Genomic DNA, 20,539 nt, shown 5'->3' with positions numbered 1-20,539 from the left:
CGATCAAAATCGCTGGTGCCCAGGAAGGGACTCGAACCCCCACGGAGTTACCCGCTAGTACCTGAAACTAGTGCGTCTACCAATTCCGCCACCTGGGCACAGGTGCGAAGAGCCGCGAATTATAAAGAAAGAAAAAGACATGTCAAGAAAAAAACTATCGAAAGTCCGCCGCGCCGACCCGTTCTTCGAGCGCGAGTCGGCCCGTTACGACTTCCCACTGCCGTCGCGCGAATACATCTCGCAGAAGCTCGCCGACGAAGGGCGGCCGCTCGCCTTCGCCGAACTGGCGGAACTGCTGGACATCGCCGGCAGCGAGCGCGAGATGTTCCAGCGCCGGCTCGGCGCCATGGAGCGCGAAGGCCAGCTGCTGCGCAACCGCAAGGGCGCCTACATCCTGCCCGAGCGCGCCAGCCTGACGCCGGGGAAGATCCAGGGCCACCCGGACGGCTACGGATTCCTGATTCCCGATGACGGCGGCGCCGACATCTTTCTCGACCAGCACCAGATGGGCAAGGTCCTGCACGGCGACCGCGCGCTGGTGCGGGTCACCGGCATCGACCGCAAGGGGCGGCCCGAGGGCAGCATCGTCGAGGTCACCGAGCGCGCCAACAACCGCGTCGTCGGCCGCGTCTTCGTCGAGCACGGCGTCGTCTTCGTGGTGCCGGAAAACCGCCGTATCGCCCAGGACATCCTGGTGCCGCCGGAGAAGAAGGCGAAGATCAAGCCGCAGTCCGGCCAGGTGGTGATGGTCGACATCATCGAGCAGCCGACCAAGTTCTCGCAGCCGATCGGCCGCATCACCGAGGTGCTCGGGACCTACGCCGACCCCGGCATGGAGATCGAGATCGCGCTCCGGAAGCACGACCTGCCGTTCGAGTTCTCGAAAGCGGCGCTGGCCGAGAACAAGGCGCTGCCGGACAAGGTCCGCAAGGCCGACCTGGCCGGCCGTGAGGATCTGCGCGACCTGCCGCTGGTGACCATCGATGGCGAGACGGCGCGCGACTTCGACGATGCCGTCTATTGCGAGAAGAAGGGGCGCGGCTGGCGGCTGGTGGTGGCGATCGCCGACGTCTCGCATTACGTCAAGCCGGGCATGGCGCTCGATCAGGAGGCGATGGCGCGCGGCAATTCGGTCTATTTCCCGCGCCGGGTGATCCCGATGCTGCCGGAAAAGCTGTCGAACGGCATCTGCTCGCTGAACCCCGAGGTCGAGCGCATGGCCATGGTCTGCGACATGGACATCAGCGCCGCCGGCAAGATCGGCAAGTACCGTTTCTGCAGGGCGGTGTTCCGCTCCCGGGCGCGGCTGACCTACAACCAGGTGTGGTCGTGGCTGTCCGGTGCGGCCCGGCCGGAAAGCGACATCCACATTGCGCTGCAGCCGCACCTGCAGAATCTCTACAAGCTCTTTCACGCGCTGCACAAGGCGCGCGGCGTACGCGGGGCGATCGATTTCGAGACCATCGAAACGCAGATGCTGTTCAACGAGCAGGGCAAGATCGAGAACATCGTGCCGGTGGTGCGCAATGACGCGCACCGCATCATCGAGGAATGCATGCTGGCGGCCAACGTCTGCGCCTCCGATTTCCTGGCGGCGCACAAGCAGACCTGCCTGTTCCGCATTCACGAAGCGCCGGGAGAGGAAAAACTGAAGAACCTGCGCAGTTTCCTCGGCGAGTTCGGCCTGCCGCTGGGCGGTGGCGACGATCCGAAGGCCAAGGACTACGCCAAGCTGCTCGAGCAGATCAAGCCGCGCCCCGACTTCCAGCTGCTGCAGACGGTGATGCTGCGTTCGCTGCGCCAGGCGATGTACAGCCCCGACAACGTCGGCCACTTCGGGCTGGCCTACGAGCATTACACGCACTTCACTTCGCCGATCCGCCGCTACCCGGACCTGCTGGTGCATCGCGCGATCAAGGCCGTACTCGCCGGCGAGAAATACACGCCAGCTGGCGACTGGGAGGAAATTGGCCTCCACTGCTCAGCCACCGAGCGTCGTGCCGACGAGGCGACGCGCGACGTCGAGAACTGGCTCAAGTGCTTCTTCATGAAGGAGCGCATCGGCGAGGAATTCGACGGCACCATCTCGGCCGTCACGGCCTTCGGCATCTTCGTCGCCCTCGACACGATCTACATCGAGGGCCTGGTGCATGTGTCGGAACTGGGCGCCGACTACTTCCAGTTCGACAACATCAAGCACCAGATGCTCGGCGAGCGCACCGGCCAGCGCTTCCGTCTCGGCGACCGGGTCCGGGTCAGGCTGGTGCGCGCCGATCTGGAGAGCAACAAGATCGACTTCGTGCTGGCCGGCCCGCAGCAGGTGCCGCCAAAAAAGGCCAAAAAACGGGGTTGACCGCAACCGGCGCCGGCCGCGACGGTTTCATTCGTCGGCGCCGGCAATGATCCTGATTTCGCCGCTGCCGATGTCGTATACCCAGCCGTGGAGGCGCAGCTTGCCGGCTTTCAGGGCGCTGGCGACGAAGGGGTATTCCTGCAGGTGCTCGATCTGCAGGCGGACGTTTTCATCGACGATCAGGCGATGCCGGGTTTCCGGATCGACTTCGGCGAGGCCCGCCTCCAGCCGGCGCTCGACGCGGTTGACCGCCTTCTGGGCGTTGATCAGCCAGATCGGAATGTAGCGGTCGTCGCCCTGATCCTCGTCGAGGGCACGGATGCCGCCGCAGCCGTAATGGCCGCAGACGATGATGTCGGGAATGTGCAGGTGGTTGATCGAGAATTCGAGGACCGCCGACAGGTTCCAGTCGTTGGTGGCGACGATGTTGCCGACGTTGCGATGCACGAACACCTCGCCGGCTTTCGTCTGAGTGATGGTGTTGACCGGCACCCGCGAATCGGAGCAGCCGATCCACAGCACAGTGGGGTTCTGCGCCTTGCGCAGGTCGGCGAAGTACTCCTTGTCCTTGCCGAAAACCTCGGTCACGAAGCGGCGGTTGCCGTCGAGCAGCATCCTGATCATTGTCTTCCCCCCGTATTCTCTTTTTATGGCGCGCATTGTGGCACGGTAAAATTGCATTTCCAATTTGTCGAAAGCAGCCATGTCTTCCCGCCTGATTTACGGCTTCCACGCCATCACCGCCAAGCTGCGCCACGATCCCGATTCGCTCAAGGAAATCATGGTCGACGCCACGCGCCAGGATGCGCGCGCCCGCGACCTGCTGGCGCATGCCGAGTTGCAGGGTGTCAGGATCATCGCCACCGATGGCAAGCGGCTCGACGGCATGGTGCCCGGCGCCCGCCACCAGGGTGTGATCGCCCGCGTCGAAGGCGGGCGCAAGGCGGCGCATCTGGATGACGTGCTCGATACGCTGGAGGAGCCGGCCTTCCTGCTCGTGCTCGACGGCATCACCGACCCGCGCAACCTCGGCGCCTGCCTGCGCGTCGCCGATGCGGCCGGCGTCCATGCCGTGATCGCGCCTAAAGATCGCGCTGTCGGCCTCACCGACGTGGCGGCGAAGACCGCCAGCGGCGCCGCCGAAACGGTGCCCTACGTGATGGTCACCAACCTGGCGCGCACCCTGCGCGAACTCAAGGAACGCGACATCCAGGTGATCGGCACCGCCGGCGAGGCGGCAAGCGATCTCTACGCCGCCGAGTGGCCGGCGGCCACGGCCTGGGTGCTCGGCGCCGAGGGTGAGGGCATGCGCCGTCTGACGCGCGAGACCTGCGACCAGCTGGTGCGCATCCCGATGCACGGCAGCGTCGACAGCCTCAACGTCTCGGTGGCGGCCGGCGTCTGCCTGTTCGAGGCGCGCCGCCGGCGGGGCTGAGCCGCGCATGACGCATCGCCGCGCCGTGGCGCTGATGGTGCTGGTCACGCTGCTGTGGAGCATCGCCGGGGTGGTGACCCGTCACCTCGACGCGGCGCGCAGCTTCGAGGTGACCTTCTGGCGCAGCCTGTTCAATGCGCTGACCCTGGCCGTCGTGCTGACCGCCCTGCGCGGCCCGGCGCTGTGGCCCGGGCTGCTGCGCGCCGACCGCGTGCTGTGGGCTTCCGGTCTGTGCTGGGCGGTGATGTACACCGCCTTCATGGTGGCGCTGACGCTGACCACGGTGGCCAATGTGCTGGTGACGATGGCAGCCGGGCCGATGCTGACCGCGCTGTTCGCGCGCCTCTTCCTCGGCCAGCGCCTGGCGCCGCGCACCTGGCTGGCGATCGTCGTCGCCGGCGCCGGCATCGCCTGGATGTTCGGCGCCGAGGCCGGCCGCGGCGGTTCGCTGCTCGGTTCCCTGGTCGCCGGCGCCGTGCCGCTGGCCGGCGCGGTCAACTGGATCCTGCTGCAACGGGCCGGCGCGGTCGCCACGAAAGCCCCCGACATGCTGCCAGCGGTGCTGCTCGGCGCCCTGATCTCGGCCGCCGTCACGCTGCCGCTGGCCTGGCCGCTGCAGGCGTCGGCGCACGACCTGCAACTGCTGGCGCTGCTCGGCAGCGTCCAGCTGGCCTTGCCCTGTCTGCTGGTCGTGCGTCTGAGCCGCGTCCTGCCGGCACCGGAAATCGCGCTGCTGGCCTTGCTCGAAGTGCTGTTCGGCGTCGCCTGGGCCTGGCTCGGCGCCGGCGAGCGGCCGCCGGCCAGCGTCCTGCTCGGTGGCGCGCTGGTGCTCGGGGCGCTGGTCGCCAACGAGGCCTGCGGCCTGCGCCGGCCGTCATCCGGCGCCCGCGGCCAGCCGCTGTGTGGCGGCGAAAGGACGGCCGGCGAGACGTTACAATGAGCGCTCCCGCTTCCTCGTCTCATTGCCGTGCGCCCCAGCTTCGACATTCCGCCCGAAGAAATCCAGATCACCGCGACCCGCGCCCAGGGCGCCGGCGGGCAGAACGTCAACAAGGTCGCCAATGCGGTGCACCTGCGCTTCGACATCGCCGCCTCGTCGCTGCCGGATGCGATCCGCGAGCGGTTGCTGAAGCTCGGCGATCAGCGCATCAGCAAGGAGGGGGTGGTCGTCATCAAGGCCCAGGAATTCCGCAGTCTGGAGAAGAACCGGGGCGAGGCCTTGCGCCGGCTGGAACAGCTGATCGCCAGCGTCGCCGTGCTACCGAAGAAGCGTCGGGCGACGCGGCCGACCCGCAGTTCCGTCGCCAAGCGCCTCGAAAGCAAGGCGCGGCACGGCGCGCTGAAGGCGGCCCGGCGGGCTGCCGGCGACTAGATCGCGCCATCCCTGCCATGAATGTTCGCCCCCATGTCCTTTGACCGCCTTGGCCTGAGCGAACCCGTGCTGGCCGCGCTCGCCACGCTCGGCTACAAGACGCCGACACCGGTGCAGGTGCAGGCGATTCCTGCCATCCTGGCCGGCCGCGACCTGATGGCGGCGGCGCAGACCGGCACCGGCAAGACCGCCGCTTTCGCACTGCCGCTGCTGCAGCTGCTGGCGGCTGAAGGGCCGCCGGTCGCCAGCAATGGCGTGCGTGCGCTGGTGCTGGTGCCGACGCGCGAACTGGCCGAACAGGTTGGTGCCAGCCTGCGCGCCTACGGCCAGAACCTGCCGCTGCGCACCTGCGCGGTGTATGGCGGGGTCAGCATCAATCCGCAGATGATGAAGCTGCGCAAGGGCATGGATGTCGTGGTCGCGACGCCCGGCCGCCTGCTCGATCTGCATCGCCAGAACGCGATCAGGTTCGGCCAGTTGCGGACGCTCGTCCTCGACGAGGCCGACCGCATGCTCGATCTCGGCTTCGCGCGCGAGCTGGACGCCGTCTTCGCCGCGCTGCCGCGGCGCCGGCAGACGCTGCTCTTCTCGGCGACCTTCTCCGACGTCATCCGCGACATGGCCGCCGCCATCCTCGACGATCCGTTGAGCATCGACACCGGCCCGCGCAACACGGCCGCGCGCAGCGTCCGGCAGTCGGTGATTCCGGTCGACAAGAAACGCAAGCCGGAACTGTTCGGCCACCTGCTCAAGCGCCGGCGGTGGGGCCAGGTGCTGGTCTTCGCCAGAACCCGCAAGGGCGTCGAGCAACTGGTGGCGACACTGCAGGCGAGGGGCGTTGCCGCCGACGCGATCCACGGCGACAAGCCGCAACCGGCGCGCCTGCGCGCGCTGGAGCGCTTCAAGGCGGGCGAAGTGCAGGTGCTCGTGGCGACCGACGTCGCGGCGCGCGGGCTGGATATCGACGCCCTGCCGCTGGTCGTCAATTTCGACCTGCCGATCGTCGCCGAGGATTACATTCACCGCATCGGCCGCACCGGCCGCGCCGGCGCCAGCGGCGAGGCGCTTTCGCTGGTCTGCGCCGACGAGGTAGGCCAGCTGGCGGCCATCGAAACGCTGACCCGGCGGACCCTGCCGCGCGTCGAGGAGCCGGGTTTCGAGCCCGATCATCGGGTGCCGGCGACCGGCGCCGCCGGCCAGATACTCAGGAAGCCGAAAAAACCCAAGGTGGCGAAGGTGCCCGGTACCGGCTTCGGCCCGGGCCTGGCGCACAAGAAGACCGGCTCGGCGCCGCAACGGGCGCGCAGCGGGCGCGATGGCGGGCGCAGCGACACGCGCGCCGGCAGTGCGAAGCCGGCGCCAAGGAAGCCGGCGCGCCGGTCGTCGTGAGCCTGCCCGCCATGCAATCCAGCGTCCGCCGCCGCGTGCCGAACCGGGTGCCGACCTTGCCCTGCGCCAGCCGGGATCGCCGTAGCGGCGGCTGGGGCTTGCTCATCGGCCTGCTGCTCGGGCTGGCGGCCGGCGGGGCGGCGGCGCGCTCGCCACTGGAGCCGGTGACGCCGGAGATGCCGGCAATCCGCACCGCCGATTTCGCGGTTACCCCGCCCAGCGGGGAGCACTGGGTCTACTTCCAGCGCGCCGTGCCGGGGTACGTCACCTTCCGCAAGCAGGACCCGCTCAAGCGGCAGCTGCCGGGGGGCGAGCACCTGGCCTTCGTGCTCGAGATCCGGGCCGGGAGTTTCCCGACGCACGACCTGACGACGCAGGCGGGGCTGGAAGAAGCATTGAAGGCGGCGCTGCATGAAAGCCCCGGTGCCGACGACAGCCGCGGCATGCTGCGCACCGCGAGCTTCGTCTGGCAGGACACCGACTGCCTGAGCTACGTCACCGCGCGCGAGGAGCCGGCGACGCTCGACGGCGCGCAGATCGTCCTCGCCTGGGCGGCCGAGGGTTTCTTCTGCCGCCATCCGGCCAACCCGAGCGTGGCTGTCATCGGGCAGTTCCAGGAGCGGCACCTGGCCGGGACGCCGTCGCGGCTCGACGGCGTGCTGCGCGACGATGCGCAGCAGACCCTGCAGAGCGTCCGCTTCCTGCCGGCACGTTAGGATGGCCGCCGCTTACCAATGGCGGCGCCCGTACCCGTAGCCGCCGCCGTAGTAGCCGCGATAGGGCGGCGGGCCGTAGTAAGGCGCGGGGCCGTAATACGGCGCCGGGCGCACCACCGCCACTCCGACCGACGGGCCGGAATAGTAGCCGACCTGCGCCGGCACCACCGTACACGCGCTCAGGCCGGCCAGCATGGCCAGCGCCGCGACAATTTTCACAATCCTCGACATGGTGTCATCTCGTCGTTGTTCATGATGCAAATAACGCGGGACGGGAGGCGCGGACCGACGCGGATTTGTATGCAAGTGTTTCGGAATGTAATGGGCGGCGGCCGGCCGCCATTTTTGCCCCTTTTGGGGCGTCGACCGCAACCGGCCGGCTCAGGCCAGCGTTTTCAGCACCAGGCCGAGCACGGCGCAGGCGGCAATGACGTGGATCACGTTCTGCTTGAAGCGGAAGAGCGCCAGCGCGGCGCCGAGGGCGATGAGCGCCGACAGCCAGTCGAAGCGGCCGGTCAGCCCCTGCGGCCATAGCACGTGGTAGCCGAAGAACAGCGCCAGGTTGAGGATGACGCCGACCACGGCGGCGGTGATGGCGGTCAGCGGCGCGGTGAATTTCAGGTCGTCGTGCGTCGTTTCGACCAGCGGCCCGCCGAGCAGGATGAAGACGAAGGAGGGCAGGAAGGTGAACCAGGTGACCAGCAGCGCCGCCGCGGCGCCGGCCAGGAACAGGCTGTCCGGTCCGAAGACCGCCTTGCCGTAGCCGCCGACGAAGGCGACGAAGGTCACCACCATGATCAGCGGCCCCGGCGTCGTTTCGCCGAGGGCGAGGCCGTCGATCATCTGGGTCGCCGTCAGCCAGCCGAAATGCCCGACGGCGCCTTGGTAGACGTAGGGCAGCACCGCGTAGGCGCCGCCGAAGGTGAGCAGGGCGGCCTTGGTAAAGAACCAGCCCATCTGCGTCAGGGTGTGCTCGCTGCCGCAGAGGGCGGCGAGCAGGCCCATCGGCACCAGCCAGAGCAGGGCGCCGACGACCAGCACGCGCGCCAGGCGCGGCCAGGTGAAGCGGGCGTGCTCGGGCGTCGGCGTGTCGTCGTCGATCAGCGCCCGGCTACCGGACGTGGCGGCCTGCCCGTGACCGCCGCCGGCGGCGAACTTGCCCGGCGCGACGCGGCCGCCGACGTAGCCGATCGCCGCGGCGCCGGCGACGATGGCCGGGAACGGCAGGTCGAGGGCGAAGATGGCGACGAAGGCGGCCGCCGCGATCGCCCACAGGACGCCGTTCTTGAGGGCGCGCGCGCCGATGCGATGGGCCGCCTGGACGACGATGGCGGTCACCGCCGGCTTGATGCCGTAGAACAGGCCGGAGACCAGCGGCGTCTCGCCGAAGGCGACATAGATCCACGAAAGGCCGATCAGGATCAGCAGCGACGGCAGTACGAACAGCGTGCCGGCGGCGATGGCGCCGCGCGTGCGGTGCAGCAGCCAGCCGATGTAGGTCGCCAGCTGCTGTGCCTCGGGGCCGGGCAGGACCATGCAGTAGTTGAGTGCATGAAGGAAGCGGCGCTCGGAAATCCAGCGCCGGGATTCCACCAGTTCCTGGTGCATGATCGAAATCTGCCCGGCCGGGCCGCCGAAGCTGATGAAGCCGAGCTTGAGCCAGAAGCGGAAGGCTTCCCAGAAGCCGACGGCGGGCGGCGGGGCACTGGCGTCGGTGGAGGTGTCGGGGCGGTTCATGGCCGGGAGATCGTGCGAAAGGGTCTGCGGACTGTCCGCGAACTTACCACGCCCCGGGCCTCGCGGTCATTGCGGCCGCGTCGGCCGGGGAATTTGGCCGTTTCGGGCGGTCGACCGCAGCCGGCCCGAAGCGTCGCCCTAGAACACCCCAAGCGCCACGCCGGCCGCCAGCGCCGCGCCCAACTCGGCGCAGCGCGCGAGGTCGGCCGCGGCGATCGTCTTCGGGCGCAGGATCGCCTCCGGCGTCTGCGCGTGGGTGCACACGATCAGCGGTTCGGCGACGGCGCGCAGGCGCCAGCCGGTGGCGATGCGCTCGATCTGGCGCGCCGCGTTGGCGCCGTCGCTGCCGGCGCAGATCAGGCTGGCATAGGGGCGTCCGTTGATGCGCTCGAGCGCCGCGTAATAGGTGCGATCGAAGAAATCCTTGAGCAGCCCGGAGACGGCGCCGAGGTTTTCCGGCGTCGCGAAGATGTAGCCGTCGGCGGCGAGGACATCGGCCGGCGTGGCGTCGGGGGCATGGCGCAGAAGCGTCGCGACCGCCGCCTCGCCGGCGGCGCCGTCGGCGGCAGCCTGCGCCATCTGCAGGGTGCCGCCGGTCAGGGTGTGGTAGACGATGAGCAGGGTTTTCATGGGCCTCGTCGCGGCATGGTCGCACATGTGACCGCAAGATCGCTGAATTATTCCGCGCGCCCGATGCCCAAACGGCTGGCGGATCGTGCCGGCGCGCCGGTTTCGCGGTCTGCGGCCACGAACCATCTTGCGGAGGTTTGCCATGAACCGGATCGAACGCATCGCGGCGCGCCCCGCCGACCTCGGCAACGGCATGCGGGTGCATCGCGCCCTGCCGACCCGCGCGCGGCGCATGGTCGGCGCCTGGTGCTTCCTCGACCACGCCGGCCCGGTGTCGTTCGCGCCCGGCCAGGGAATGAACGTCGGCGCCCATCCGCATACCTGCCTGCAGACCTTCACCTGGCTGATCGAGGGCGAGGTGCTGCATCGCGACAGCCTGGGCAACGAACAGGTCATCCGGCCGGGGCAGGTGAACCTGATGACCGCCGGCCACGGCGTCGTCCATACCGAGGAATCGCTGCCCGACGCCCGCCGGCTGCACGCGGCGCAACTGTGGATCGCCCTGCCGTCCGGCGTCGCCCGCGGCCCGGCCGCCTTCGAGCATTACCCCGAACTGCCGCACTGGGCGGAAAGCGGCTGCGCCTTCACCCTGCTGGCCGGGAGCTACCGCGAATTTTCAGCGCCCACGCGCATCCACTCGCCGCTGCTCGGCATCGACATTCACAGCCCCGGCGGCGGGGCCGTCGAATTGCCGCTCGCCCCCGGTTTCGAGTATGGCGCGCTGGTGCTGGAAGGCGAGATCGTGCTCGGCGGCGAGCGTTTCGGCACCGACGAATTTGCCGGCATCGCCGACTCCGGCGCGCCGCTCGCCCTGGAAATGACCGCCGGCAGCCGCATCCTGTGGCTGGGCGGCGCACCGTTCGGCGAGCCGATCGTGATGTGGTGGAATTTCGTCGCCTTCAGCCGCCAGGAAATCGTCGCGGCGCAACGCGCCTGGGAGGCGAACGACCCGCGCTTCGGGTCGGTGGCCGGCTATCGCGGCGAGCGGCTGGTCGCCCCGCGGCCGCCGTGGGGCGAGTCCGGGGCTTAGCCAGCGGCGTCGGTTTCCGCGGCCGCTTCGCGCTTCATCTGGCCGACCCGCAGTTCGATGTAGCGGGCGCGGGCGACGCCTTCGTCGCCGTGGGCGATCTGCATGGCGGTCTTCCAGAGGGCGGGGTCGATGCGTTCCAGGTGGAGCTCCCGGTTGGCGATCATGTAGCGCTGCAGGTCCTGCTCGTCGGTCGCCTGCGCCGCCGTCGAGCGGACGTAGATGAAATAGCAGACACCGGCCAGCGCGGCCAGGGCGAGGAAGGCGATGTAGGTGGCCATGGCGGGTCGCTCAGTCAATTGGGAGGCCCCGAGGATACCACCCGGGGGCGGTTGCGGATACCTAGCCGCCGCTCAGTGCCTGGACGATCATCAGTTCGTCGTCGGCCGGCAGCGGCAGCCCGAGGTCGACCACCATCTCGCGCCGGTGGAACAGGCGGATGTGGCGGCGGATGCGTCCCTGTTCGTCGATCATGCGGAAGCGGATGCCGGGAAACTGCCGGTCGAGGTCGTCGAGGACGGCGGCGACCGTCGTCCCCTGCGCCTCGACCCAGGGGCGGCCGGTGTAGGAATGCAGGGCGCTGGGAATCAGCACGCGCATCGCACCGGTCCGTTCATCGTGGATACGCCGTTTCGAGCGCGTAGATTTCCGGCAGGTGGCGGGCCACGCATTCCCAGTGCCCGCCTTCGTCGCGGCTCTGCCACAGCTCGCCGCTGGTGGTGCCGAAATAGAGGCCGACGGGGTCGTGGCGGTCGGCCGTCATCGCCTGCCGCTTGACGGTCCACCATGCCTGGTCCGCCGGCAGGCCGGCGTCCTGGCGCTGCCAGGTCTCGCCGCCGTCGCGCGTCGCGTAGACCGCCGGCCGCCCGCCCGGGCTGGTGCGCGGCCAGACGTCGGAGCCGTCCATCGGGAAGACCCAGAGCGTCCGGTCGTCGCGCGGGTGCAGCACCAGCGGAAAGCCGATGTCGCCGATCGCCGGCGGCAGGTTGCGGCCGATCCGCTGCCAGCGTCTGCCCGGCCGGTCGAGTCGGTAGATGCCGCAGTGGTTCTGCTGGTAGAGCCGGTCCGGGTTGCCGGGGCAGGCGCGAACGCAGTGCGGGTCGTGGAAGGCGATCTCGGCGGGGTCGAAGCCCGCCACCACCTCCATGCCGTCGACCAGCGGCGCGAAGCTGCGGCCGCCGTCGGTCGATTCGTGCACGCCGCCGCCCGACATCGCGAAGTACAGGTGCCGCGGGTCGCGCGGGTCGACGATGATCGAATGCAGTTTCGGCCCGTCCGGCGTGCCGTCCTGCACGGTGCCGAACCAGTGGCGGTATTGCGGGTCGTCGTTGATGCACGAGAAGGGCGCCCAGTGCCGGCCGCCGTCTTCCGAGCGGAACAGCCCCTGCGGCGAGGTGCCGGCGTACCAGACGTCCGGCTCGCCGGCGGGGCCGGGGGCCAGCCAGAAGGTGTGGTCGACGGCGCGCGCGTCGAGGCTGTTGGCGGCCGGCCCGAAGGCTGGCGGCTTGGCGGCTTCCTGCCAGGTCTGCCCGAGGTCGGTCGAGCGGAAGAGGGTCGGCCCGAGGTGGCCGGTCTTGGCGGCCGCCAGCAGGGTGCGCCCGTCGCGTGGGTCGAGCACCAGGTGATTGACGATGTGGCCGAGGAAGTGCGGACCGTCGACCCGCCACGTGCGCCGCGCCGCGTCGGCGTGGTAGAGCCAGGCGCCCTTGCGGGTCGCCACCAGCAGCACCGGGTTGCCCGGCGGGGTTTCGTGCGTGGTCATGGTTCGCTCCTCGATGTCGGTTGCGGGTGGCGGCGCATCATCGGCCGGGATGGTGAGGGCTTCTGGCGCGTTCATGTCTTTTTCTCCCGGGCATTTTGGCCGCTGGCGGGCGTCGACCGCAACCGCCCGGCGGGCGGATCAGCGGACCATCCCCAGGCGGCCGTTGTGGCTGCCCATGTACCAGTAGGCGCCCTCGGCGTCGATGATCGCCTTGCGGATGCCGAGCCCTTTCGAGGGCAGCGGGATGACGCGGAAGCGCTCGCTCTGCGGGTCGAAGACGGCGACCGTGTCGGTGGCGATCTCGTTCGCCCAGACGCGGCCGGCGGCATCCACCGTCACCGCGTAGGGGCCGCCGCTGTCGCCGGCCGGCATGCGGTAGGACTTGACCAGCTTCTGTGCGGCCGGGTCGATCTTGAGCAGCTGGCCGTTGCCGTAGGCCGTGACCCAGAGCATGCCGTCCGGCGCGAGCGCCATGCGCCGCGGCTTGCTGCCGGCGCCGGTGGGCAGTTCGGCGATCTGCCCGCTGGCCGGGTCGAGGCGCCCGAGGCTGTCGGCCGCGATGCGGCAGAACCAGACGAAGCCTTGGCCGTCGACGGCGATGCCGTAGGGATTGCCCGAAGTGCGGTACTCGGTGATGCGGCCGCTCTGCCGCTCCAGGCGCCCGATGCGCTGGCCGCCCTGGACGGTGAACCAGATCGTGCCGCGGTTCTGCGCGCTGTCGTCGAGCACCAGCGTATGCGGGTCGCCGCCGGATGGCAGGCGGTATTCGGTGACCTTGCCGGTCTGTGGGTCGAGCCGCCCGATCGTGCCGTTGCCGTTGCCGGTGTACCAGACGATGCCCTCGCGATCGACCAGCAGGCCGTGCGGCCGGGCGTTGCGCGGCAGTTCCCATTCCGTGAAGCGCTGCTGCCCGGGGTCGAAGCGGGCGATCCGGTTGCCGTTCATCACCGCGATGTAGATGCTGCCGTCGGGCGCCGGCGCCGGGTCGCGCGCGAATTCCGGGGTCGGCACCGGCCATTCGCTGGCCTTGCCGGCGATCTCGGCCAGCGCCCCGGGCGCCACGCCGTAGCCGGAACCGCCGGCCGCGGCGGGGAGCGGGAGGAGGAGCAGGGCGGCAAGCAGCGAAATCCCGGTCATGGCGTTCTCCTGCGGCAATGGCCGATTGACAGCGGGACGCCGCCGTCGGTTCGCGGAAACTGCCTAGCGCGAACGCGCGAGGTCGACGTCGGCGCGGTTCTTCTCGTCGACGTAGATGCCGGCCGGCGCCGGTCGGCTGCTGGCGAAGCAGGTGACTTCGACGTTGGCCAGCGTTTTGGCCTTGTGCAGGACGTCGACCGCGCAGCGCCCGAAAACGCTGTCGATGGTGGCCAGCAGGTTGCGCGCGTAGGGGGTTTCCAGCTTGCCGTCGAGGATCAGGTTGGCGAGCAGGACGCCGTCCGGCTTCAGCACGCGGCGCGTGCCGGCCCAGAATTCGCGGGTGACCAGGTGACTGGGAATCGAGGTGTGCGAACTGTAGACGTCGACGACGACGGCGTCGAAGCGGCGTTCGGTGGTGGCGACGAAGCGCCGCGCGTCGTCGGCGATGAACTCGCCGCGCGCCGGCTCGCGCAGGAAGTGCTGCTCGGCGATTGCGCGGATCGCCGGGTCGATGTCGACATAGGTGTAGCGGTTCAGTGGCTCGCGGTGCGACAGCGTGAAGCCGCCGGCGCCGAGGACCAGGATGTCGCGGTCGCGGAATCCCAGCTCGTCGAGCAGGATCTGGCGCAGGTGCCGGATGTAGCGCGTGTAGTTGGGCGGCTCGGAATCGTCGATCAGCGAGGCCGTCGATTTGTTGACCCAGAAGGCGCGCGGCTTTTCCTGATCGGGCAGGTCGGCCGGGCCGACGATGTATTCGGCGTAGGCGGTGTCTGCGGTGACCTCGTGGTGCAGGTTGAAGCCGAAGGCGATCGCTGCGGTCGACAGGCCGAAGAGGGCCATTTTCATGTCGCGCCGGCCGAGCAGCAGGGTGCCGAGCACCAGCAGTAGCGCGCAGGCGAGCACCGCCGCCGAGACACCCAGCCATTGCATGACGAGCAGCGACAGGCTGAGCGAACCGAGGAAGGAGCCGAGCGTCGACCAGTAGAGCGCCATGCCGCTCGCCTCGCCGGTGCGCGCGTCCTTCATCAGGTTGGTCAGGATCGGCACCGTCTGCCCGAGCAGCCAGGCGAGCGGGCAGAGGATGCCGCCGATGAAGATGAAGTACGCCATCAGCGGCGGCTGCAGGTGGACGAACAGCCAGTCGACGGTGACCCCGGCCAGCCCGAAGCCGGCGAGCAGCGCGGCGATCAGGAAATTGCGCGCGACGACGGCGGTGTAGTCGGCGGCGACGCGGGCGCCGGCGGCGTAGCCGAGGGCCAGCGCGAGCAGGAAGAAGGCGATGGTCGGCGCGGTGACGACGATGGAACTGCCGACGTGCGGCACCAGCCGGCGCAGGGCGATGACCTCGCCGCCGAGCGAGGAGAAGCCTTCGATGAAGACGATGGTGTAGACGAGCAGGCGGGACATCTGGAATCTAGTTAGCCGGATTGTTCCAAGTCTTTCACTAGTTGAAACGAAAGGTGGAAATCGCGAGAGCCTGATGCGGTATATATGCGGATTACAAGCGGAAAAGCTTGGCTTTGTGCATTCCGACTCACTGGCAGTGAGCTATCAAGGCCAAAGGTCACAGTTCCAAAGTCTCCTGGAAAGAGTTTTGCTGGCACAGTGAGCCGATGCAGGTAACGCCCGTCAGGAAGTTCGCTTACCAAGGTGGATGCGTTGCTCAGAGTCAAACCTAGGTAATACGGCTTATCCCAAGGAAAGGGTGCAATTACTGCTACGCTGTAATCATCTGATTCATACGTTTTTGTTGATCTATTGAATACTGTCAAACTTAGTCGGGGATTGCTTGCCGGCACAGCTACCTCGAGCCCGTCTTGATCTAAAGACACATTACCGACGAAGACCTCGAGCCCGATTTGTTCTAGCTCGCCATCGATTGCTTCATAAGCAAAGTGTTTTACCCGTGGTGCTAGTTCCCTTCGAAGATCCTTGATCTGCCCTCCATAAACGACATGGGGGAAATGCCTCAAATCGAAGGGGATGTCGTCCGCTTGTTGCGTGAGAAGAATGACGTTCTTTCCTTGTGAGTGCGCATATCCAACTTCATAAAAGACATTGGGATTACGCCCAGTCATATCAGCTACTAGCAGATCAGCCGTCGAGATTTGGTTATAGATTCGATCAAGCATCGAGCCTGGAAAAATCTGTTCATCAACCCGTTCACAATAGACGCTAGCATCTTCGCAGGCTCCCCTAATACCAAATTCATACACATCATCGAATTTCCTATCGAATGGCATCAGTACGAAACAGAACGGTTTGGGGCGGGTACTGGCGTTCATAATTCCTCGTTAGTGGGCTACAGATTAGGCTCAATGAATTTGGTGCCGAGCGGCGAGTAGCTTTCATGAATACGATTGGGTGAATTGGAAGACGCGATGTTGGCGAATCAAGACGATTTAGGGTCGAGCCGGGTGACCAGCAGCTGGTCGATGCGGTGGTGGTCGACGTCGAGCACCTCGAAGCGGAAGCCGCCGTGGTCGACGCGCTCGGTCGGGCGCGGCACCTTGCGCAGCACGTACATCAGGAAACCGGCGATGGTCTCGAACTGGTCGTCGTCGGGGAAGGGCGGGACGCCGAGCAGGGCTTCGAGGTCGCCAACCGGAGTGAGCCCGTCGACCAGCCAGGAATTGTCGTCGCGGCGGATGATCTGCGCCTCGTCGGAAGCATCGAGGGTGGCGCCGACCAGCGTCGCGGTGACATCGTTGAGCGTGATCAGGCCGACGATCAGCGCGTATTCGTTGATGATCAGCGCGAAGTCCTCGCGCGCCGCCTTGAACTGTTCGAGGATCTCGCCGAGCGTCAGCGTTTCCGGCAGGATCAGCGCGTTGCGCAGCAGTCCCTCGGCCTGCAGGGTGAGCTGCTCGCCGTTGAGGATGCGGTTGAGGATGTCCTTGGAGTCGACATAGCCGACCACCTCGTCGATGCCGCCGGTGCAGACCGGGAACTTGGCGTGCGGATGGGCGCGCAGCTTGGCGCGGATCGCCGCCTCGTCCTCCCGGCTGTCGAGCCAGACGATGCTGTCGCGCGCCGTCATCGCCGACGGCGCGGTGCGCGCTTCCAGCTCGAAGACGTTCTCGATCAGCTGCTGCTCCTGCGCGGCGACGACCCCGGCGCGCAGGCCGGCCTCGGTCATGGCGACGATGTCGTCGGGCGTGACGTCCTCGGGCCGGCTTTCGGGCAGGCCGAAGCGCGCCATGATCAGGTTGGCGGCGCCGTTGAAGGCCCACACCAGCGGCGCCAGCAGGCGGATGCACAGCGCCATCGGGCCGGCGATGCGCAGGGCGATGGCCTCCGGGGCGACGATGGCGACGCGCTTGGGCAGCAGGTCGGCGAGCAGGACGAAGGCTGCGGTGACGAGTGCGAAGGAGAGGAGCGAACCGAGCGTGGCGGCGGTGGTCGCGCTGCCGAAGTAGGGCAGCAGCACGCCGGAAAAGAAGCCGCCGTACGCCTGTTCGCCGAGCACGCCGGCAAGGATGGCGACGGCGTTGAGGCCGATCTGGATGGTGGTGAAGAAATGGCCGGGCCGGCTCTGCAGCGCCAGCACCGTCGCGGCGCGGCCGTCGCCGCCCTCGGCGAGCTGCGCCAGCTTGAGCTTGCGCGCGGCGGCGAGGGCGATCTCGGAAGTCGAGCAGAAGGCGCTGATGGCGATCAGCAGCAGGATGATCAGGGTGTTCTCGAGCAGTCCCATCGGGCGCTCCGCGGTGCATGATGACCGCGTATTATCCGCGATCGCGGTATTTTTCCCACATGCTCCAGCTGAAAACGCCGAGGCCGAGCCAGATCAGGCCGAAGCTGACCAGCCGCGCCGGCTGCAGCGCCTCGCCGAAGAGCCAGACGGCGGTCAGGAACTGCAGGGTCGGGTTGATGTACATCAGCATGCCGACGGTGGCCAGGTCGAGGCGCTGGGTGGCGGCGGCGAAGGCCATCAGCGGCAGGGCGGTGATGATACCGGCGCCGATCAGCAGGGTTGCGGTCGACGCGTCGTGGGCGGCAAAAACCAGATGCCCGTGCTGCGCCTGCCACAGCGCCCAGAGGCCGCAGAGCGGCAGCATGGCCAGGGTTTCCAGCCACAGGCCGGACAGCGCATCGACCGGCACCTGCTTGCGCACCAGCCCGTAGCAGCCGAAGGTGGCGGCGAGGAAGAGCGATACCCAGGGCAGGCTGCCGAGGCTGACGATCTCGTTGGCCAGCGCCGCCAGCGCGAGGGCGACCGAAACCCATTCGAGCCGGTTCAGGCGTTCCTTGAGCACGGCCAGCCCGAGCAGGACGCTGACCAGCGGCGTCAGGAAGTAGCCGAGGCTGGAGGCGACCACCTGCCGGTTGGCGACGGCCCACAGGAACATCAGCCAGTTGCTGCCGACCAGCAGCGCGGCGAGCGCCAGCATGGCGAGCTGGCGCGGCGTTTTCAGCACCGCCAGCACGTTGCTCCAGCGCCGGCGCAGGGTGAGCAGCAGGCCGACGAAGACGCAGGCCCAGACGGCGCGGTTGGCGAGGATGTCCATCGGCCCGAGGTGCGCGAGCTGGCGGAAGAAGAGCGGAAAGAAGCCCCAGATGCCGTAGGCGATCAGGCCGAAGCCGATGCCCGCCAGTTGCCGGTTCGAGCGCATCGGCTCAGGGCTGGTCGCGCAGGATGTGGAGCGCCGGCGAGCGGAAGTCGCGCCGGTAGAGCACGATCAGCACGATGAGCGCCAGCGCGGCGAGGGCGACCGGGTTGAGCAGCCAGCCCGAGGCGGCGAGGCCGAAGTAGTAGGCGCGGATGCCGCGGTTGAAGTCGTCGCCGGCCAGGTTGTTGGCGCCGGCGACGCGCCGGGCGTAGGCGTCGATCCCCGGCGCGCCCGGCTTGCCGAAGGGCGCGGCGCCGACGAGGATGGAGAGCAGGTTGAACTGGCGCAGCGACCAGGTGAACTTGAAATAGGCGAAGACGAAGCTGGCGAGCACCAGCATCAGCTTGATTTCCAGCACTTCGCGGTTGGCGATGCCGCCGAAGGGCAGGTCGGCGGTGAAGTTGATCAGCTTGTCGGCGGCGCCGAGCGCGGCGACCAGGCCGGCGATGATGTAGATGGTGGTGTTGGCGTAGAACGAGACGCTGGTCATCAGATTGCCGATCAGCGTCGAATCGGTCACCCGCACGTCGCGCTCCAGCATGCGGTAGGCCCATTCCAGCCGGTAGTTCTGGCTGGTGCGGATGAGCCCGGCGGCGGCGCGGCGGCTGTGCTCGGAGAACCAGGCGTAGCCGCCCCAGCAGGCGAAGAAAATGGCCAGGGCCAGCCAGTCGACCGCAGCAAGGTGGGGGAATGCGTGCATTGCGGCATCTTGCCATATCCGGCCGCGGTCCGGCATTGGGGAAAACCGGGGGCGGCCGGCGCTTTCCATTTTCTCCGGTTTGGGGAATGATGCCCGTTCGCCGACAGCGTTCGCACGGATTGGGATCAAGCCGATGAAGAAACGACTGCACCCCCTGACCCTGAGTTTCCGCGACCCGGAGGCCGAGCGCGCCTTCGCGGCGCATTCGCTGGCGCGCCTGCGCCTGCAGGGGCGGGCGGCGATCCTGGTCGGGACCTTCGTCTACCTGTTGTACGGCGTCCTCGATCGCTGGTTCGTCCCGGAAGACCAGCAGGCGACGGTCTGGCTGATCCGCCTGCTGGTGCTCACGGTGCCGGCGGCGGTCTTCGCGCTGACCTCCAGCCCGGCCTTCGAGCGCTTCAACCACCTGCCGCTGGCCCTCACCGGGCTGGCCGCTTCCGGCGGCCTGATCGCCATCCTCTGGCACCTGCCGCTGGCCGCCGCTTCGTATTTCTATCCCGGGCTGGTGCTGTCGATCTTCTATACCTACAACTTCATCGGCACCCGTTTCATCTACGCGCTGGTCATCGATGTCATCGTAATCTTGGCCTATGTCCTGGTCTTCGGCCTGCTACGCGACTTTCCCGGGCCGGTGTTGGCGAGCCACGTCTTCTTCATCGTTTCCGCCAACCTGATCGGCGGCGGCGCCGGCTACCTGGCCGAATACCAGCGGCGCCAGCTCTTCGTCCACGAGACCGAGCTCGATCTCGAACGCAAGCACCACCTGGAACGCTCGCTGCACGACCGCCTGACCGGCCTGCCCAACCGCGAACTGCTGGAAGACCGCATCGCCCAGCTGCTGGCCCGGGCGCGTCGCGACCATGGCTGCCACGCCGGCCTCTACATCGACCTCGACGGCTTCAAGGCGATCAACGACACGCTGGGGCACGACGAGGGCGACGCCGTGCTGTGCACCGTGGCGCGCCGCCTGGTCGCCGCCGTCCGGCAGACCGACACGGTGTCGCGCCTGGGCGGCGACGAGTTCTTCGTGCTGGCGCACGACGTCGATACGCGGGCCGGCGCGGTGCAACTGGCGGAAAAGCTGCTCGACTGCATCCGCGAGCCGCTGCCGGGGCTGGCCGACGGCGAAAGCCTGGGCGCCAGCATCGGCATCTGCGTATTCACCGGCGGGCAGCCGGGCAGCAACGAGCCGGACGAGATCATCCGCCAGGCCGACCGCGCCATGTACCGGGCCAAGGCCGGCGGCAAGAACCGTCACGCCCACCCGCCGCCCTGACGCGCCGCGAAGGTTCGACAAGGCGCTTGCGCGCCGCTATGCTCCCTGCCTTTGCAAATTGCGGGAGCGATCATGGGGCAAGCCAAACAGCGCGGCAATCGCGAACAGCGCGTGGCGCAGGCGCAGGCCAAAATCGAGGCGACACGGCCGGAAAAACTGGTCTGCAACGGCTGCGGCGCCGATGTGACGACCATTCATCCGGTCAGCACGCGCGGCCTGCCGGGCGTCGAGGCGATCTGGCTCGGCCAGTGCGACTGCGGGCAGACCACCTTCGCCGCCAACGGCAAGCCGGAAGCGGTGCAGGCCTTCTTCGACGCGCTGAGCGCCGATACCGAACTGACGCTCGGCAGCCAGCGCCGCGACGGCAGCGGGCACGAAACCGCCTGAAGCGGCGC

General features: G+C 68.2%; 22 protein-coding genes and 1 tRNA gene. 9 read left to right on the top strand and 14 right to left on the bottom strand.

Translation table 11 applies throughout. The features are described 5' to 3' along the window. Nucleotides 1-13: 13 nt before the first annotated feature. Nucleotides 14-98 (bottom strand) — tRNA-Leu (locus GH660_RS00875). A gap of 41 nt (nucleotides 99-139) precedes the next feature. On the opposite strand from GH660_RS00875, the gene rnr reads away from it, so the two are divergent. Further along, complete coding sequence (rnr, locus tag GH660_RS00870; RefSeq protein ID WP_153144690.1) at nucleotides 140-2,353, top strand: ribonuclease R; 2,214 nt, start codon at nucleotides 140-142, stop codon at nucleotides 2,351-2,353. 27 nt (nucleotides 2,354-2,380) lie between these two features. On the opposite strand, the gene GH660_RS00865 is transcribed toward rnr, so the two are convergent. After that, entirely contained in the window at nucleotides 2,381-2,977 is a 597-nt protein-coding gene (locus GH660_RS00865; RefSeq protein ID WP_153144689.1) for a carbonic anhydrase, read from the bottom strand. A 79-nt stretch (nucleotides 2,978-3,056) separates the two neighbouring features. Between GH660_RS00865 and rlmB the strand changes: the two genes are divergently transcribed. From rlmB to GH660_RS00840, 5 genes are read left to right on the top strand one after another with little or no spacing between them, the layout of a single operon-like run. Next, nucleotides 3,057-3,788 carry a 23S rRNA (guanosine(2251)-2'-O)-methyltransferase RlmB gene (gene rlmB, locus GH660_RS00860; protein ID WP_194266187.1) on the top strand — a complete coding sequence of 244 codons (732 nt, stop codon included), beginning with the start codon at nucleotides 3,057-3,059 and terminating at the stop codon, nucleotides 3,786-3,788. A 7-nt stretch (nucleotides 3,789-3,795) separates the two neighbouring features. Next, nucleotides 3,796-4,728, top strand: coding sequence for a DMT family transporter (locus GH660_RS00855; protein ID WP_153144687.1), 933 nt, complete (start codon nucleotides 3,796-3,798; stop codon nucleotides 4,726-4,728). A gap of 27 nt (nucleotides 4,729-4,755) precedes the next feature. After that, nucleotides 4,756-5,160, top strand: a complete 405-nt coding sequence (gene arfB / locus GH660_RS00850; RefSeq protein WP_153144686.1) for an alternative ribosome rescue aminoacyl-tRNA hydrolase ArfB — start codon at nucleotides 4,756-4,758, stop codon at nucleotides 5,158-5,160. A 33-nt stretch (nucleotides 5,161-5,193) separates the two neighbouring features. Next, a complete protein-coding gene (locus tag GH660_RS00845) occupies nucleotides 5,194-6,549 on the top strand; it encodes a DEAD/DEAH box helicase (protein WP_153144685.1) in 1,356 nt (451 codons plus the stop codon). Further along, entirely contained in the window at nucleotides 6,546-7,265 is a 720-nt protein-coding gene (locus GH660_RS00840; RefSeq protein WP_153144684.1) for a hypothetical protein, read from the top strand. The genes GH660_RS00845 and GH660_RS00840 overlap by 4 nt, the downstream gene beginning before the upstream one ends. Before the next feature lie 12 nt (nucleotides 7,266-7,277). Here GH660_RS00840 and GH660_RS00835 read toward each other — a convergent pair whose 3' ends face one another. From GH660_RS00835 to GH660_RS00825, 3 genes are all read right to left on the bottom strand, one after another. Continuing rightward, on the bottom strand, nucleotides 7,278-7,496 hold the full coding sequence (locus GH660_RS00835) for a hypothetical protein (RefSeq protein WP_153144683.1): 219 nt from the start codon (nucleotides 7,494-7,496) through the stop codon (nucleotides 7,278-7,280). A gap of 150 nt (nucleotides 7,497-7,646) precedes the next feature. Then, nucleotides 7,647-9,002, bottom strand: coding sequence for a chromate efflux transporter (chrA, locus tag GH660_RS00830; protein WP_153144682.1), 1,356 nt, complete (start codon nucleotides 9,000-9,002; stop codon nucleotides 7,647-7,649). Nucleotides 9,003-9,140: 138 nt separating this feature from the next. Continuing rightward, on the bottom strand, nucleotides 9,141-9,632 hold the full coding sequence (locus GH660_RS00825) for a flavodoxin family protein (protein WP_153144681.1): 492 nt from the start codon (nucleotides 9,630-9,632) through the stop codon (nucleotides 9,141-9,143). A gap of 142 nt (nucleotides 9,633-9,774) precedes the next feature. Here GH660_RS00825 and GH660_RS00820 point away from each other — a divergent pair, with 142 nt between their 5' ends. Further along, a complete protein-coding gene (locus GH660_RS00820; protein WP_153144680.1) occupies nucleotides 9,775-10,662 on the top strand; it encodes a pirin family protein in 888 nt (295 codons plus the stop codon). Here the strand turns inward: GH660_RS00820 and GH660_RS00815 are convergent. The 9 genes from GH660_RS00815 to GH660_RS00775 all read right to left on the bottom strand — a co-directional run bounded on the left by GH660_RS00815 (nucleotide 10,659) and on the right by GH660_RS00775 (nucleotide 18,868). Further along, nucleotides 10,659-10,940, bottom strand: coding sequence for a hypothetical protein (locus GH660_RS00815; RefSeq protein ID WP_153144679.1), 282 nt, complete (start codon nucleotides 10,938-10,940; stop codon nucleotides 10,659-10,661). The two genes, GH660_RS00820 and GH660_RS00815, sit on opposite strands and share 4 nt — an antisense overlap. A 61-nt stretch (nucleotides 10,941-11,001) precedes the next feature. Continuing rightward, nucleotides 11,002-11,259, bottom strand: a complete 258-nt coding sequence (locus tag GH660_RS00810) for a MoaD/ThiS family protein (protein ID WP_153144678.1) — start codon at nucleotides 11,257-11,259, stop codon at nucleotides 11,002-11,004. A 13-nt stretch (nucleotides 11,260-11,272) separates the two neighbouring features. Further along, nucleotides 11,273-12,496: a glycosyl hydrolase gene (locus GH660_RS00805; RefSeq protein ID WP_228276307.1), complete on the bottom strand. Its 1,224-nt coding sequence runs from the start codon at nucleotides 12,494-12,496 to the stop codon at nucleotides 11,273-11,275. Between the two features lie 63 nt (nucleotides 12,497-12,559). Next, entirely contained in the window at nucleotides 12,560-13,558 is a 999-nt protein-coding gene (locus GH660_RS00800) for a hypothetical protein (protein ID WP_153144677.1), read from the bottom strand. A 63-nt stretch (nucleotides 13,559-13,621) separates the two neighbouring features. Continuing rightward, complete coding sequence (locus GH660_RS00795) at nucleotides 13,622-14,965, bottom strand: fused MFS/spermidine synthase (RefSeq protein WP_153144676.1); 1,344 nt, start codon at nucleotides 14,963-14,965, stop codon at nucleotides 13,622-13,624. 11 nt (nucleotides 14,966-14,976) lie between these two features. After that, complete coding sequence (locus tag GH660_RS00790) at nucleotides 14,977-15,843, bottom strand: hypothetical protein (RefSeq protein ID WP_153144675.1); 867 nt, start codon at nucleotides 15,841-15,843, stop codon at nucleotides 14,977-14,979. Nucleotides 15,844-15,950: 107 nt separating this feature from the next. Next, the gene (locus GH660_RS00785) at nucleotides 15,951-17,252 is read right to left on the bottom strand and encodes a hemolysin family protein (RefSeq protein ID WP_228276306.1); all 1,302 of its coding nucleotides are present in this window, start codon (nucleotides 17,250-17,252) and stop codon (nucleotides 15,951-15,953) included. A 31-nt stretch (nucleotides 17,253-17,283) separates the two neighbouring features. Next, nucleotides 17,284-18,171, bottom strand: a complete 888-nt coding sequence (gene rarD, locus GH660_RS00780) for an EamA family transporter RarD (RefSeq protein ID WP_153144674.1) — start codon at nucleotides 18,169-18,171, stop codon at nucleotides 17,284-17,286. 4 nt (nucleotides 18,172-18,175) lie between these two features. Further along, complete coding sequence (locus tag GH660_RS00775; protein ID WP_228276305.1) at nucleotides 18,176-18,868, bottom strand: DUF599 domain-containing protein; 693 nt, start codon at nucleotides 18,866-18,868, stop codon at nucleotides 18,176-18,178. 133 nt (nucleotides 18,869-19,001) lie between these two features. Between GH660_RS00775 and GH660_RS00770 the strand changes: the two genes are divergently transcribed. Both GH660_RS00770 and GH660_RS00765 read left to right on the top strand, forming a co-directional pair. Further along, nucleotides 19,002-20,144, top strand: a complete 1,143-nt coding sequence (locus GH660_RS00770; protein ID WP_194266186.1) for a GGDEF domain-containing protein — start codon at nucleotides 19,002-19,004, stop codon at nucleotides 20,142-20,144. 72 nt (nucleotides 20,145-20,216) lie between these two features. Further along, complete coding sequence (locus GH660_RS00765; protein ID WP_153144671.1) at nucleotides 20,217-20,531, top strand: hypothetical protein; 315 nt, start codon at nucleotides 20,217-20,219, stop codon at nucleotides 20,529-20,531. Nucleotides 20,532-20,539: the final 8 nt, after the last annotated feature.

It is taken from the genome of Dechloromonas sp. H13 (assembly GCF_009469615.1).
GTDB lineage: Bacteria > Pseudomonadota > Gammaproteobacteria > Burkholderiales > Rhodocyclaceae > Azonexus.
Note: the sequence above shows the minus strand (reverse complement) of the source record. Positions and strands in the feature narration are given on the sequence as shown.